Here is a 15,796-nt window from a genome sequence, read left to right on the forward strand (position 1 = left end):
TTATATAAACTCACCACTTTTGATATTTATTAATAGATTTATAAAGCATTTTTAGGGTTGTTTTACAGCCTTTAAAGAAAGGATAAATTTATGAAAAAATCAAAGTTTTTATTACTTGGATCAATATCTTCATTAGCTGCAATTCCTTTTGTGGCTGCTAAGTGTGGCGGTACTAAAGAAGAAGAGAAAAAGCCGACCGATACACAAGGTGGAGGTCAAAGTAATTCTGGAGGAAATCAAAATCCAGGAACTGAAGGTGGCAGTAATCAACAATGGAGCGAAATAAATGTTAAAGCTTTAAAAGATAAAATAAATACAATTTGAGGCTTAGCTCCAAAATTTGAAGACCGTTTACAAAACTCATTCAAAGAAGGCGATACATATCAATCAGTAGTAGACAAGATTGCATCAAAACTAGGTGATAAAGAAAAAGAACTTGTTAAATTAGCTTCTGATGATAAAGATAAAAAACTTGGTTTACAAGCAAAACAAAAAATAAAAATTAAAGTTGGGACTGAAGAAGTAGAACTTGAATTTGGGAAAGTGAGTCCTAAAAGCATTGATGTAAATAGTAATACTGAAACAAACAGCAATTCTGCTTCAAATAGTTATCACAATGAACTAGAAGATAGACCAGTAAATTATGTTGATGCAACCGGATTTGACATTGGAAGAAGATTCCAAAGAGACTTCAATGAATTAACAAAAAAAGACAAGCAAGACATATTAGCTGATGTCGATGAGTTAGTTAAAGAAATAGAAAAAGAAATAAATAAAAAATTTGATCCTTACACTCTAATAAATACTAAACTTAAATCACTACTTAATGACCGTGCGAGCAAACTAAAATCCAAAATTGAACGTAATAAAACATTTGACGATGCTGATATATCATTTAATGAACTATTTGATTTTGTTGAAAAATATATAAGATAACTAGAATAAAAAACAAACCTGCACAGGCAGGTTTTTATGTCTTTTGTTATTAATTATAGTCATTCTTCGTGTTCAAATTCATCAGTAAGATTAATGAAATTGTCTTTATTGAGGAATTTTTCGAAGTAATGCATTAACTCATCAAAATGTTTGAATAAGTTTTCCCTAAAGTATGTATGACGTTCTTTTTTAAATTGGTGAAAGTGCTCAATTGCCAAATCATATTGTTTGATAACATCATTCAATTCATAATCTAATTCGTCAAATTTTGTTTCTAGATCAGATAATAATTCTGGCTCTTCATTAGTTTTGTTGTTTTTAACCAATTCATCAATAGCATTATGGTGTGACTTTAAAATTGGCATAAGTGATGCAAAGTAATCTCTTTGTTCTTGAAGTTTTGATAATTCATAAACAGTTTTACTTCCATCAAAAGTTTTTATCTTGTTTTTGAAGCTTTCGATTTCTTTAACAACTTCATCGTATTTTTGTTTGACTACTTCTTTTTCAGACAATAATTTATTAACTTTTGACTCTAATTTTTGTTTATCTTCATAGAATAGTGATTCAAATTCATTTTTTGATCTTGCACGAGCTAGTGTACTAACTTCATCTCATAAGCTTTTAAGCTCTGTTTTTAAATTACTTTTTGCTATTGGAGCATTATTGTTTGGCTTACTTCCTTCAGATGTATTAGGATCTTTTTTGTCTGTAGATGCACCATTGTCTTTTTTATCATCTTTATCTTTTCCAGCTTTATCCATGTCACCTGTCATTTTGTCATCTGCTGGTGCTTTAGGATCTTTTTGATCTCCACCAGGCATTTCAGCTGGTTTCTTTTCCTCTTCTTTAGTATCACCACACTTAGCAGCCACAAAAGGAATTGTTGCTAGTGATGATAGCGATCCAAGTAATAAAAACTTTGATTTTTTCATAAATTTATCCTTTCTTTAAAAGCTATAAAATAGCCTTAAAAATGCTTTATAAATCTATTAATAAATATCAAAAGTGGTGAGTTTATAGCAAATAAAAGCAAACCAAAAGCTGGTTTGCTACAATTAGTTCTAATTATATAAAAATTTTTTATTGTGCTGAGCCACTTGGTTGGGTTGATGCCCCTGGTTTACCTGGTTGTGCTGAGCCACTTGGTTGAGTTGAAGCTCCTGGTTTTCCTGGTTGTGCTGAGCCACTTGGTTGGGTTGATGCCCCTGGTTTTCCTGGTTGTGCTGAGCCACTTGGTTGGGTTGATGCCCCTGGTTTTCCTGGTTGTGCTGAACCACTTGGTTGAGTTGAAGCTCCTGGTTTACCTGGCTGTGCTGAGCCACTTGGTTGAGTTGAAGCTCCTGGTTTTCCTGGCTGTGCTGAGCCACTTGGTTGAGTTGAAGCTCCTGGTTTTCCTGGTTGTGCTGAGCCACTTGGTTGGGTTGATGCCCCTGGTTTTCCTGGTTGTGCTGAACCACTTGGTTGAGTTGAAGCTCCTGGTTTACCTGGCTGTGCTGAGCCACTTGGTTGGGTTGATGCCCCTGGTTTTCCTGGTTGTGCTGAACCACTTGGTTGAGTTGAAGCTCCTGGTTTACCTGGCTGTGCTGAGCCACTTGGTTGAGTTGAAGCTCCTGGTTTTCCTGGTTGTGCTGAGCCACTTGGTTGGGTTGAAGCTCCTGGTTTTCCTGGCTGTGCTGAGCCACTTGGTTGAGTTGAAGCTCCTGGTTTTCCTGGTTGTGCTGAGCCACTTGGTTGGGTTGATGCCCCTGGTTTTCCTGGTTGTGCTGAACCACTTGGTTGAGTTGAAGCTCCTGGTTTACCTGGCTGTGCTGAGCCACTTGGTTGGGTTGATGCCCCTGGTTTTCCTGGTTGTGCTGAACCACTTGGTTGAGTTGAAGCTCCTGGTTTACCTGGCTGTGCTGAGCCACTTGGTTGAGTTGAAGCTCCTGGTTTTCCTGGTTGTGCTGAGCCACTTGGTTGGGTTGAAGCTCCTGGTTTACCTGGTTGAGTTGCTCCACTTGGTTGAACTGATCTAGTTCCTGAATTTATATCTGCACCACTAGCATCAGTATCTTGTGCCATTCTTTCACGCTCATCTGTGAATGTAAAAGTTATTTCTTGACCATTTGCTAGTGTCACTTTTGCTTTGTGATTATCATAATCTACAGCTAAACTAAAATCTTGTCGACCATTTAAAAGCTTAACAATCTTGTCTTTTATATCTTTTTGTCTAACTGCTTTAGTTTTTTCATCTTTTGGAAAGTATCCTAAGTTTGTGTTAATTTTTGACAAGTCAATTTTTGTATTATTGCTTTTATCCTTGTCTTTGTCTTCTTTTGACTTATCTTTATCAGATTTTTCTGTTTCTGTTTTATCTTTTTCAGTTTTATCCTTGTCGGCTGGCATACTGCCTTCTGCTGGAGTTTTAGGATCCTTTTGACCTCCACCAGGCATTTCTGCTGGCTTCTTGTTGTCTTCTTCTTTAGTATCACCACACTTAGCAGCTACAAAAGGAATTGCAGCTAATGATGATACTGATCCTAGCAATAAAAACTTTGATTTTTTCATAAATTTATCCTTTCTTTAAAGGCTGTAAAACAGCCTTAAAAATGCTTTATAAATCTATTAATAAATATCAAAAGTAATTAATTTATGATAAGTTCTGCAGTTAAATTCAACCCAATATGCAAAAAGGGAATCGCAAACCATAACAAAGTTTAAAATAAGTAATTATTGGGCTCTAATTTTGGAGCATTAATCATCTATTTTTCTAGACAATTCATAATCTTATTTATATAAATGGGCTATCAATATTAGAGTCTAATAAAACAAAAAACAGAGGAGTCAATATGGTAGAAACCTTTATCACATTTTGCGAACGTAAGAATTTAGCAAAAAGCACAATCGATGCTTACAAAAATATTCTTTTGAATATTTTGTCAATTGAAACTAACAAACATCTTGCTATTATGAAAATAATAACAAATCAGCAACTTAAAGCAAACACACAACGTCTTTACAGGCAAGTGTATGCCTTATACTTAAAATTTAGTAATCAAAAGAAAAACTATAAAGATATAGCGATACTAAAAGTAAAGCCTGTGCAGTCTGTTTATAGACCTGTTCTTACAAAAGCACAAGTATATAGAAGAACTAATATTATGCATAAGGATAAGCCTAAAGTATTGTTTTACAAACTGATTATCCGCTTTATGTTTGAAACAGGAATTAGAATAGGTGAACTTAAAACACTTAATGAAGAAGACAAGCGCATATATGTTAATGGCAAGGGCAATAAAAACCGTCAAATTTTTTATAATGCTAAAACTTATGAAAACTTAAAGATGTTTAAAGATAAAATCAAAACAGTGTCGTATATCACTGTTTCAAAGGCCATTAAGCATTTTTTAGGCAATGAATATAGCCCCCATTCATTGCGTAGATCATTTGCTTCGTTTATGCTAAAAAAAGGAGCATTGCCTAAAATGGTGCAAAGGCAAATGGGGCACTCTAGTATAGCAACTACATTTGCCTACCAGCAATTAGATGAAAATGAAAACTATCGAATTTATAGAAAAATAATGCTTAATAGTAAGTAGAATGCTTAAGAAAGACGTAGCTTTATATTCTAACTTACAGCTATTCATTAACGAAGTAAAAAGCACCACAAGTTAACTTGCGGTGCTTTCTATTGCCTTTTGTTAAAATTTGAGTAGCTAACTTAAAAAGAAAGGCTTTTAAATTATATATGATTAGCAATGACAAAAATACTAGTTATTCAACTGACATATGCTTACTTAAAAAAAACTAAATTTGCACAGCAAGTACAAGTTTAATTATGTACATTATGTGATTGATGAAACACATTGAGATGAAATACTAACTAAGTCAAACCTCAAAACCAATAAAAATAACATTAGCCCATTAAGACTTAAAGAAATTCTTGAAAGACTAATTGCAGGCTATGATATGAAAACTGTTTCTAACATCGTAGGGTTTAAATCAAGATCAATTTATAACTTATTTGACAGAATTAAAATTGAGACAAAGCGTGGTTATGCTAAATACCAAAAGAAATGTAAATTGTGTGGTATGGATTTAAAAGGCAAAACGATATATGTAATTAGTGCTCTCAAATTTTTAAACTTAATTGAAACAAGGAATGATTCAAAAAGATTAGAAAACAATCCTAAATTGCTGATGAAGCACATTGACTTTTTTAAGTTTTACGAGCAGTTACTATACTTTTATTTAAAGAATAGAAATAGTTTTAACTTGGAAAATAAAGCCGTTAAACAGTCTGTTGCTAGCATTATTTTTAAATACATAAGAAAACTAGAAGCACAAGGAAAACTTCAGAATTCATATATTCCATCAGTTCAAAACTTTTACCGTATATTGGCTAAACATAGTGTTTTTGGTCTAAAATTAGATATTCTTCCATATAAATCAAATGGCAAATATGGAAGCCGCACAACTGTAAAGCACGAAACCAAGAAAAAGACAATAGGAAAACTTATTACTGAACGTCCAGAATCAGTTAATTTAAGACTAAATGACAACGATTATGAAATGGACACTGTAATTGGTTTAAGATCTGACAATTATTGCGTTCTTACATTAATCAACAGAAAATCTAGAATGTTTTATTGCACTCTATCTAGAAGAAATGCAAAAGCAATAAAAGAAAATTTAGAGAAATTGATTAAGGACAATAATCTTATTATTGACACATTAACTATTGATAACGGAAGTGAAAATTACAAACTTCCAGAGATAGAATATATTAGAGAAATTTTTCATTGCCACCCTTATTCATCATCAGAAAAAGGTAGTATCGAAAATGCTCATAGACTATTAAGAAGATACGTTCCAAAAGGAAAATCTATAGATAGATATGTTGGTCAAGATCTAAAACCAATAGCAGATTTTATAAATTCACACCCAAGAATTTATAAAGGAATTTCTGGCTTTAAATGTGCTAAGCAAATGCAATAAAAATTAACATCAACACAAAATTCCGCACTTTTGAGTACTCAAAAGTATCTTTTCTTTATTCTTTTTTACTCTTTTAGTCATTCTCTTGTTAGAACTTCCAAAAATTGGTATTATTTTTCCGATACTCAAAAAAGGCGCTTTTTACTTTAAGAATTTATATTCTAACTTACAGCATCAATTTTATTTTGCAATCATAAAATTTAATTTATAATATTTTTGTTATGCGTCGTTAGCTCAGTTGGTAGAGCAGCTGGCTCTTAACCAGCGGGTCACAGGTTCGAGCCCTGTACGACGTACCATATCTTAAATATAATAGACCTTGGGCAATCAACTAAATGTTGATTGCTTTTAATTTATTCTAAAAAATTATTTTTTGGTATTATTTGAATAATATTATTGCTTGCATAATATAAGCAATAATTTCTAGTAAATTCAAGCTATTAATTATATATTTAACAACGGAGGTTATATGACGCCTACACGCATAATTCCAATAGGTGGAGTACAAGAAATAGGTAAATCAACTTTAATAATTGAGCACGGCAAGCATATTGTAATCATTGATGCAGGTATTAAATTTGCTGACACAGCAACAACTGGTATAAAAGGCATTGTTCCTGATTATAAATACTTAAAAGAAAGAAAAGACAACATCGAAGGTCTTTTTATAACCCACGGTCACGAGGATCATATTGGTGGTGTTGTTTATTTAGTTAAACAAGTTCATCTAAAAAGAATTTATGCTCCGAGAATAGCAATTCAATATTTAAAACTTAAATTTGAAGAGCACAAAATCACTCACAAAGTAGAATTTATTGAAATTGAAAAATCTGCTGTCCATGAATTTGGAAATGGTCAAGTAAAAGTAGATTTTTGAACAGCACAGCACTCAATTCCTGATGCTTTTGGTATCAGAGTTACTACTCCTAATGGCTCAGTTATGTGTACTGGTGACTTTAGATTTGACTATAACCCTATTGGTGAAATCTATACTGATTTTACTAAGCTTGATGCTATAGGAAAAGAAGGTCTTACCGTCCTATTATCTGATTCAACTAATGCCATGCGTCCTTTTCATTCACCAAGCGAAAATGATATCTTAATAGATATTGAACGTCATATGCGTTCAGCTACTAGAAAAATAATAGTTACTGCTTTCGCTTCTAACTTAACTAGAGTAAAAGCTATCATTGACCTTGCAGTTAAATTAAAGAAAAAGGTGGCTTGCTTTGGTCGTTCAATGGTTCAAGGCATCAAAATTGGCCGTAAATTAGGAAACATAAAAGCTCCCGCAAGCATTTTTGTTGAAAAAAGAGAAATATCAAAAGTTCCTGAGAATCAATTAGTTGTTTTAACAACTGGTAGCCAAGGTGAGCAATTAGCTGCACTATCAAGAATGAGCTATGGCAAGCATGCTAATATCAAAATAGAAAAAGGTGATATGGTTATCTTTTCATCAAACCCTATCCCTGGTAACAGAATGGTCGTTGAACTTCTTATAAACCGTTTAGCAAAACTAGGAGCCATTATCAAAGAAAATGGTCCAGATGGCTACTTGCACACTTCTGGTCATGCTTACAAACATGAACATGATAAAATCTTCCAGCTAACTAGACCTAAATTCTTTATGCCATACCATGGTGAATATAGAATGTGTGTAGCTCATGGTGAAAGCGCTGTGCGTAATGGTGTTAATAAAAACAACATTTTTATTCCTGAAATTGGTCAAGTGTTCAATATGATTGACAACCAAATTATTCCAACAACTGAAAAAATTGAATACGGCCCAATTTATATTGATGGAACAACCACTCTAAGTGTAACTGGAAGCACACTAAAAGAAAGAAGCGAACTAGCTAACAGCGGTTTTGTTAATATCATTATGACAATTGATAAAGACAAAAACGAAATAGTTGGCAGACCACATCTTATTAGCCGCGGAAGCTTCTATGTTAAAACTTCTTTAGCTTTAGTTGAAGAAGCTAAGCGTATAGCTCATGGTGCTGTGCTTTATCACATCAAAAATAGCCAAACTTGAAATATTGTTGAACTAAAACAATTAATAATAGATCGACTAGAATCCTTGTTTTATAAGGAAAAACGTCGTAGACCTATTATTATTCCTACTTTCTTGTTTACTAAAGAAGAAACTGACCCTCTTTTTGAAAAAGCAACAATTAAATTTGAGAACAAAAACATTGATTCTAAGAAAAGAGAAGCAAATCAAAAAGTTCTTAAAGAACTTCAAGAAGAGATTTTTGGAACTTCAAACGAATTTACAGAAGACTTCAGAGATGAAGTTGATGATGAATAATCCAATTTACTTATAAAAGCATCCGTTTTAGGGTGCTTTTTTTGAAAAAATCTGCCTGCTTTTCCATCCTTAATGCCTAAAATAACTAAATATATATAATTATCTAAGATTATTTTTATGCTTATTTTAAGGATATAAATGAACAGAACTGTAACTAAAATATTATCATCTTCAATTGCCACTTTGCCTATATCAATACCATTATTATCAGCTAGTTGTCAAAATCAAAATAACTCATCATTAATAAGTAGCACTAATACTCACGTTCCTGATATAAGGCATAAATTTGTTACTCCAGCAAGCTTGCCAAACCAAATTTTAAGCATGTTTCCTTCAATGCTTGGCGCTTTAATCTTAAATAACGCTGAAAAAGAAAAGAAGGCAAAAGAAGCAAAAGAGAATGGTGAAAAGAAAAAGACTGAATCAATTGCTTTTGAATCAGAAATTAAAGATGGCTTTGATTTTATTATTGAAAATCAAAAAGATCTTTTTGCAATTAGTACACCTTCTTTTGCTAATGGAATGGAGCAAATCTTTCTTAGTTTAAATCCTGAGTACACTTCTAGATATGAAGCTAAAATAGTTGGTGCCGGCTTTAACGACCTAGAAGGCACCTTAGCTCTTGCTGTTCAAATTCTTCATAAGCCTGAATCAAATATTGAGAACAATAAAGACAACAAATATGTCCAAAAATTAGAATTTACTGGCTTTAGGAAATTCGATGCATCAGATAGCAATAAAAATGTTATAAAACTAAATTATGGTAAGGAAAACTTGCTAAACTCATATGAAAGAGGAACTAGTCTTTACGAATATATTGCTAGAAAAGTACTTCGAAACCATATAAGTGATAGTCATACCCCTGTTGAAGTTACTGGCACAGGCTGAACAGTTATTAAAAGACTTCTTGCCCTGCCAAATGCATCAAGGCAAATACCTGTTAGTGCAAATGATTATCTTGATATATATAAAACCAATAACAACAAACTAACTCTCATGGATATAATATCACGTAAACATGGTGCAATAGTCTATCCATTTTTTGGTTTGTTTGAGGACTACCGTAACATCTACAATGATCCAACTGACGATAATTTAAAAGTTTATCTTTATAAAAACTCTAACAATCAAGACATTTTAAAGGTTAAAATGATTCTTGCTGTCAATGCCGGAATCCAAGACATATACACAAATATTGACAGAGACACTAGTGATAAACCTAAGATAACATTTACTTTAGAAGCAGAAGCCCCATATGATGAATTAATTCCAGATATTTCTGATAAAGTAGAAAATGTACTTAAACCTTCAAGAGGTTTTAGCTTTCCTTATTAATCTAATTTACAGACTTATAGTCAATTTGCAAGCAATGCTTGCACTTTTTTAAAATAATGCTCAGTCAGCTAATATGGCATAATTTCAAATAATAATCTATGATTTTAATGGAGATAAGTATGACAGAATCAAGCAAACCTAAAATCATTAATGAAACTAAATTTGTTAAGTCTTACTTTAATCAAGACTACTTTTTATGACACAGCTCTCAAGAATTTGAAGCTGATTATATAAATCCTTTAATCTTGCCAAATGAAAAAGATGAGTTATTAGAAGATGATGCATATGATGAATCAGATATAGGAAGTTCAATCTGAACTAGACTTATTAATGAAAATTTAGACACAAGTGTGCAAACTGTGAATGCACAATCCAATATTTTTGCAAGCATCCAAAACCAACTTAATCTATGAGCAACTAATGAGTTATTCAGCGGACTAAAATACAAAATTGTTTCTCCTAAAAGCGACCTAAAAGCCAGAATAAATGAAACAAATAAATTGCTTGCTGATTCTTCATGTGATGTGATTATAAATGGCTATTTTAGCTATGAAACAGGCGAATTCGTCATTTATACAAACCCTTTTGCTTTCAATAAATTACAAAATAAGCTATACCTATCTAAGCTTTCTACACATGTTAAAATTGACACACTTTTATCATTAAAATTCTCATATGAAATATTACAAAAACAAAAAATTCAAGTAAATAATGCATATGTAATTATTGTTGATTCACAAATGCCACAAACTCAAGGAATTTGTAAATTTGTATGCGCTGAATTATGCCATATGTCAAGAAATAAATATACTTTTGATAAAGATGCCTGGGATACTATAAAACAGGCTTTAAATGACAAAATCAACCCTTACTTTAAAGACAGAAAAGCGTTCCTTAGTTATATGAATCAAGGCTGAGCGCTAGTCAAAAATGAGCTTAGTTTTAATGAACACAATGGTAAATTGCCTAAGACATTTAATTATGTTGAATGTCTTAAAAAAAATTATGGATTAAAGTCAATTAAAAATGCCGACAAAAGAAATAAATTCTTCAAATTTGATGTTGATGAACCTTTTGATTCAGAGCTATATTTAGGTGATTTTGACAGAATCATCAACAGAATCATTAGTGCATATAACATAACCAAACCTGATCTAAACTTTTTTGATAAAAAAACTGATGATAATGCTGCGCTTAATAATGACTATAATCATTTTGGTAAAAATGATCTTTTAGCTAAAGACTATCTGCTTGCTTCGCTAGGCAAAGAAAACATTTTTAACAGACAAATTTTCTCTGACTTACGAATCAACCTTATAGCTAATAATAAAGCAGGCAGAACATTTAATAAAGCCAAGGAAAACTTCATTGAAAAAGTCCAGCAAGCCTATAAAACAGGCGATTTTGTCAAATCACTTGTTATTGAAAAATATCTAAGTGAGCTTCATATTAAGGACCAAAAAATAGTTTGATATGACTATGAATCGTTTATGAGTTTGTTGCCTGTGATTGATGATTTTTCGCCTTATTCACAAATAGTTAACCAAGTGTCAATCATTGATACAATTAATGGCAAAATTATCGAAAACACTCAAGAAGATATAGTTTATGATCCTAAAAATATATCAATTTTTAACCTCATTTCTATCTTAAAAAATTTATACGAGAGGCAAGGTGATAAATATATTGTCTATAACAAAGGTTTTGAAAATACACGTAACATGGAGATAGCTACATGAGCTCAGAATCATAATTCTGATGAATCATTTATTAAAGAGTTAGATGAAAAACTATCAATAAAGCCTGATGATGTAATGACTTTTGCTAACTATATTAATAGCAAAACTATCGATTTATATGAGTTATTTTCAAGGCCAAGCAAAAAAATGAAATTTGATGATGGCAAAATTTACCAAAATATTCATATTGCAATAGATGAATCTAAACTTAATTCTAATATTAAAAGCAAGCATAATTCAGTTACTGCTTTTAGCCAAAAAAGCTATATTATAGAACCAAAAGTTGATAAGCAACTTATTAATTTTACAATTAACAATGTTGATAACCAAACCTTAGATGGGCTAGAAAATCTTACTGAAGTTCAAACTTCAGCTTTGTCATCAATTCTTAATTTAAATGTGTTTTTAAAAGATTTAAAAGGTATGGGTTCTATTAAAAAAGTTGAGCATTTAATAACGTCTAAAAAGATTCAATTAGAACACATGATAACACCTTATCCTGATCTTAAAAAAGTTCATAATGGTTCAGAAGCAATGGAAATTGCTATCAAAAGATATGCTAATTTAATTGATGGCAATGTTTGGGAAGACAATCTTTCAAACTTAAAGAAATATTGTCACAATGACGTTTTAGCAATGATCATGACTTTTAATTTCATTGAAAAAATTGTTAGTGATATTTTCCCTGAAATAAATGAATTAAAATACACATTCAATAATAGTCATCAATACCTATTAAACAGGCATAAATGGCAAATTGAAGTTATTAATTATAAAGAAAGAGCAACCAAAAAATAGGCTGCTCTTTTATTGTTAGTATTAAATTACTTCTCAAGTTGTTCAAGGATCAATCACTTTAACTTTTGGTTCATCTTTGATCTTTAAACTTGGGTATAAGCCATCGAAGATTTTCACTTCTTCTAAAGAAGTCATTTTTGTTTTCATGTTTTTATTTTCTTTGAATTCCTTAACAATTGCTCCAGTGTATCATGATTCAAAAATGCTGTCATTAGATACTGATTGGTTCGCTATTGTTTTTGGCATTGGTGGAGTCATTGGAGATGTTTCCATTTTCTTTTCAGGAGTTGCTACTAAAGACTTTTTATCTTTTCCTTCCATTTTGCCTTCAGTTTTCTCCATTAAATTCTTTTTAGGAGTCATTTCCATTTGCTTTTCTTCTTTTTTCTCTACTTTTTTGTTCATTTCTGCTGTGTTATCAGTACATGATGCCGCCACTATTGGTGCAGCAAATAAAGTTGCAGGTGCTGCTAACAGCATTAATTTGTTTTTCTTCATTTTGTCCTCTCAAATCAAAATATAGAATAGTGAACTATAGTAAGTCCGCGAATTAGTATACTTAAAACACTTTCAACATATCTTAGTATGGAATACATTTCATATTTGTAGCAATATGTTTCCATACCTATTTTGAAAAATAAAAATCTGGGCGACCAGATTTACTATTTAAATTTTTCATTCAAAATTTTGAGTAACACTTCATTTGCTTTTTGTGGATTGACTTTGCCCCTTGAAACTTTCATTATGTTTCCTAAAGCAAATTTAATCACTTTTTCACTGCGTTCAGCATACTCTGACACTAGCGCTTCATTCTTTGTAATAATTTCATTAACTCACTTAATTATGATACTTTCATCGCTAATTTGTGCTAAATCATGTTCTTTAATTAATTGATTTATATCTCCATCAAAATTAGCTAATAAAGGCACTATTTTTTTAAATGACTTACCAGAAATAATTTCTTTATCTAATAAATCAATTGCTTTTTCTAAATCACTAGTTTTTATATTTAGTTCATATGCCTTAACATTTTTGCTATTAGCTAATGAAACAACTTCAGCGAAAAATAGCTTGCTTAATTTGTTTCTATCAGCATAATTAATAGAATCAAAATAGTTTGCTAACTCAATATCATTAGTTAAACTTTTGATATAAATGTCTTGAATTTCTTCTTTTTTATATCTGTTTTCTTTTTCTCAAGGTAGTTCATTTAACTTTACATTATTGATAAATTCGTCACTTAATTTAATTAATGGAATATTGGGCTCTGGAAAGTACTTATAGTCAATTGTGCCAGTCTTAGTACGCATTACAATTGTACCTTGAGTATCTTCATCATATCTCTTTGTTTGCTGTAAAATAGGTTCATTGGTCAAAACTTTCTGCTCTTGTAATTTTATTTCATATTCAATTGCATTCTTAATTGCCCTAAAGCTGTTCATATTTTTTATCTCAACTTTAGTGCCAAATTTACTATATCCTTTTGGCCTAAGTGAAATATTAATGTCAGCTCTTAGTGAGCCTTGCTCCATTTTTGCACTAGAAATATTTAATGAAAGTGCAATTCTTCTAATCATATCAACATAAGCAACAGCTTCATCAGCACTGCTTATTACTGGATTTGAAACTATTTCAATTAGTGGCACACCCGCACGGTTATAATCTAATTTAGTTTTTTCTCCATGATACTGTCTAGCTGTATCTTCTTCCAAATGAATTCTTTCAATACTTACTTTTTTAGTTCCTAAATTAGTATTTATTTCAACATATCCATTTGAACCAATAGGCCTATAAAACTGAGTTATTTGGTAACCTTTAGGTAGATCAGGATAAAAATAATTCTTTCTATCAAAGTGCAGCTCACTATCTATAGTCATATTTAGTGCTTTAGCTAGCTTAATTCCCGAAACAACGGCTTCTTTATTAAGCAATGGAAGAGTACCTGGATATCCCAAATCAATCTGATTTACAGTAGTGTTGGCTTCAGCATTAAAGTCAATTTTTGAAGGCGAAAACATTTTTGTTTTAGTATTGAGTTCAAGGTGAATTTCAATTCCAATAATTGCTTCAAAATTATTCATTACTCTCCTTTAAAAACTCTTCAATTCACAATGCATGTGATAACAATTTTTCATCTTCATAAATTTTTGAATCAATTGATAAATTAACAAATAAATTGTCTTTAATTCAAGGAATCGATAATGAAGGATTGCCAGCAAGATTAGCTCCAGTTAAAATATAGTCCATATAACCATGTAATTTATTTTTAGAATCATCAATATAAGGAGCATAATCAGCAGCACAAGGATAAATCACAATATCAAATCTTTTATGGATGCTATCAAGATGTTCTTTAATTAATCTTCTAACTTTTTGAGCCTTTAAAATCATCTCTTCTTGGTTTTTGGAATGCAAAAAGAACGATCCCAGTGCAAGTCTAAGTTGCACCATTTCACCAAAGCCTTCTGCTCTTGTATTTGTCATTATTTCTTCTCAATTACTGCCATCTTTTCTAGACCCAAAAGCAATGCCGTTTAGATTTGCTAAATTACTTGAAGCTTCAGAATAAGAAATAATTTCATAAACAGGTTTAATTGCTTTAAAAAGAGTTTCATTAATGTCAACTAATTCAACATTAGTTACATTTGAAAGCTCACTTATTAATTCTTTATATTTTTTATCAACAAACTCTTCAAGCCCATGCACATTAAGTATTCCTATTTTTTGTGGTTTAGCCTTCATAACATCATTAATTTTGATACTAAGGCTAGTCATATCTCTAGGATCTTTACCAAATGCTACTTGTGACAAAGTGGCTATATCACTTACATTATGAGCAAAATATGCAACAGTGTCTAAGCTAGAAGCAAATGCAAATAAACCAAATCTGCTTATTGCTCCATAACTAGGCTTAAATCCAACAAGTCCATTATAACTAGCAGGTAAACGCACTGAATCCCCAGTATCTGAACCTAGCGAAAATGCAACGTTTTTAGTTAAAGTAGCTGCAGATCCACTAGATGAGCCTCCAGCTAATCTACTTGAATCAAATGGATTGGTTATTAACCCAAAAGCACTATGCTTTCCGGTTCCCCCTAAAGCCAACTCATCACAGTGGACTTTAGCAACAGGCACTGCTCCAGCATCTAATAATTTTTGAACTACAGTTGCATTATAATGAGGCATGAAGTTTTCTAAAATTTTGCTTGAAGCAGTTGTTTTTTTGCTTTCAGTTGCATAGTTATCTTTAATAGTAAACACACATTCATTTAAGATGCCATCACCTACTCTTATCTTTTCATCATACAAACTAGAAACACAATTATTTTGGTTATTTTTTAATTCATCTAATGCTTTTTCAAAATTGCCTTTATTTACTAATTCCATTATTTTACAACCTTATTAGTCAATATATAGTCACTATCATAATCAGCAGCATTAGTTAATAACTCTTGTTTTTTAATAGAAACAATTGCTTCGTTTTCAACATCTTCTCTTAAAAAATCAGTGAACTTTTCTTCGTTTATATGGCTTAATGGTAGCACATTAGTTGTGTCAATATCTTTTAATCATGCAATTCTAGAATTTAAATCTGCTCAAAGCTCCATTATGTCGTCCATAACCTTGTCATCAATTTTAAACATTAATGATGATGCTATTTCTTTTAACTCTTCTCTAATATTTTCTTTCATAT

12 protein-coding genes and 1 tRNA gene are annotated in these 15,796 nt (G+C 31.4%); 7 read left to right on the forward strand and 6 right to left on the reverse strand.

Annotated elements, in window-relative coordinates; translation table 4 throughout:
• Window positions 1-90 precede the first annotated feature (90 nt).
• Window positions 91-936 (forward strand): variable surface lipoprotein, encoded by an 846-nt coding sequence (locus tag MAGA_RS04840; protein WP_013022330.1) that lies wholly within the window; start codon window positions 91-93, stop codon window positions 934-936.
• 53 nt (window positions 937-989) lie between these two features.
• On the opposite strand, the gene MAGA_RS04095 is transcribed toward MAGA_RS04840, so the two are convergent.
• Window positions 990-1,871 (reverse strand): variable surface lipoprotein, encoded by an 882-nt coding sequence (locus MAGA_RS04095; RefSeq protein WP_013022331.1) that lies wholly within the window; start codon window positions 1,869-1,871, stop codon window positions 990-992.
• 148 nt (window positions 1,872-2,019) lie between these two features.
• On the reverse strand, window positions 2,020-3,486 hold the full coding sequence (locus tag MAGA_RS04845; RefSeq protein WP_013022155.1) for a variable surface lipoprotein: 1,467 nt from the start codon (window positions 3,484-3,486) through the stop codon (window positions 2,020-2,022).
• 281 nt (window positions 3,487-3,767) lie between these two features.
• On the opposite strand from MAGA_RS04845, the gene mar reads away from it, so the two are divergent.
• The 6 genes from mar (at window position 3,768) to MAGA_RS04130 (ending at window position 12,102) form a co-directional block, all read left to right on the forward strand.
• The gene (gene mar, locus MAGA_RS04105; RefSeq protein WP_013022159.1) at window positions 3,768-4,517 is read left to right on the forward strand and encodes a variable surface lipoprotein promoter DNA invertase Mar; all 750 of its coding nucleotides are present in this window, start codon (window positions 3,768-3,770) and stop codon (window positions 4,515-4,517) included.
• A 370-nt stretch (window positions 4,518-4,887) separates the two neighbouring features.
• Window positions 4,888-5,916, forward strand: coding sequence for an IS30 family transposase (locus tag MAGA_RS04110; RefSeq protein ID WP_013022160.1), 1,029 nt, complete (start codon window positions 4,888-4,890; stop codon window positions 5,914-5,916).
• Window positions 5,917-6,139: 223 nt separating this feature from the next.
• Window positions 6,140-6,215, forward strand: a tRNA-Lys gene (locus MAGA_RS04115).
• A gap of 170 nt (window positions 6,216-6,385) precedes the next feature.
• Window positions 6,386-8,230: a ribonuclease J gene (locus tag MAGA_RS04120; RefSeq protein ID WP_013022332.1), complete on the forward strand. Its 1,845-nt coding sequence runs from the start codon at window positions 6,386-6,388 to the stop codon at window positions 8,228-8,230.
• Between the two features lie 138 nt (window positions 8,231-8,368).
• Window positions 8,369-9,565 (forward strand): MAGa8260 family lipoprotein, encoded by a 1,197-nt coding sequence (locus MAGA_RS04125; RefSeq protein ID WP_013022333.1) that lies wholly within the window; start codon window positions 8,369-8,371, stop codon window positions 9,563-9,565.
• 119 nt (window positions 9,566-9,684) lie between these two features.
• Window positions 9,685-12,102 (forward strand): UU173 family protein, encoded by a 2,418-nt coding sequence (locus MAGA_RS04130; protein WP_013022334.1) that lies wholly within the window; start codon window positions 9,685-9,687, stop codon window positions 12,100-12,102.
• A gap of 21 nt (window positions 12,103-12,123) precedes the next feature.
• Here MAGA_RS04130 and MAGA_RS04405 read toward each other — a convergent pair whose 3' ends face one another.
• From MAGA_RS04405 to MAGA_RS04150, 4 genes are all read right to left on the reverse strand, one after another.
• On the reverse strand, window positions 12,124-12,600 hold the full coding sequence (locus MAGA_RS04405) for a variable surface lipoprotein (protein ID WP_013022335.1): 477 nt from the start codon (window positions 12,598-12,600) through the stop codon (window positions 12,124-12,126).
• Window positions 12,601-12,764: 164 nt separating this feature from the next.
• On the reverse strand, window positions 12,765-14,183 hold the full coding sequence (gatB, locus tag MAGA_RS04140) for an Asp-tRNA(Asn)/Glu-tRNA(Gln) amidotransferase subunit GatB (protein WP_013022336.1): 1,419 nt from the start codon (window positions 14,181-14,183) through the stop codon (window positions 12,765-12,767).
• On the reverse strand, window positions 14,176-15,489 hold the full coding sequence (locus MAGA_RS04145) for an amidase family protein (RefSeq protein WP_013022337.1): 1,314 nt from the start codon (window positions 15,487-15,489) through the stop codon (window positions 14,176-14,178). Before MAGA_RS04145 ends, gatB begins: the two co-directional genes overlap by 8 nt.
• Window positions 15,489-15,794, reverse strand: coding sequence for an Asp-tRNA(Asn)/Glu-tRNA(Gln) amidotransferase subunit GatC (locus MAGA_RS04150; protein ID WP_013022338.1), 306 nt, complete (start codon window positions 15,792-15,794; stop codon window positions 15,489-15,491). Before MAGA_RS04150 ends, MAGA_RS04145 begins: the two co-directional genes overlap by 1 nt.
• Window positions 15,795-15,796: the final 2 nt, after the last annotated feature.

The organism is Mycoplasmopsis agalactiae (genome assembly GCF_000089865.1).
GTDB lineage: Bacteria > Bacillota_I > Bacilli_A > Mycoplasmatales > Metamycoplasmataceae > Mycoplasmopsis > Mycoplasmopsis agalactiae_B.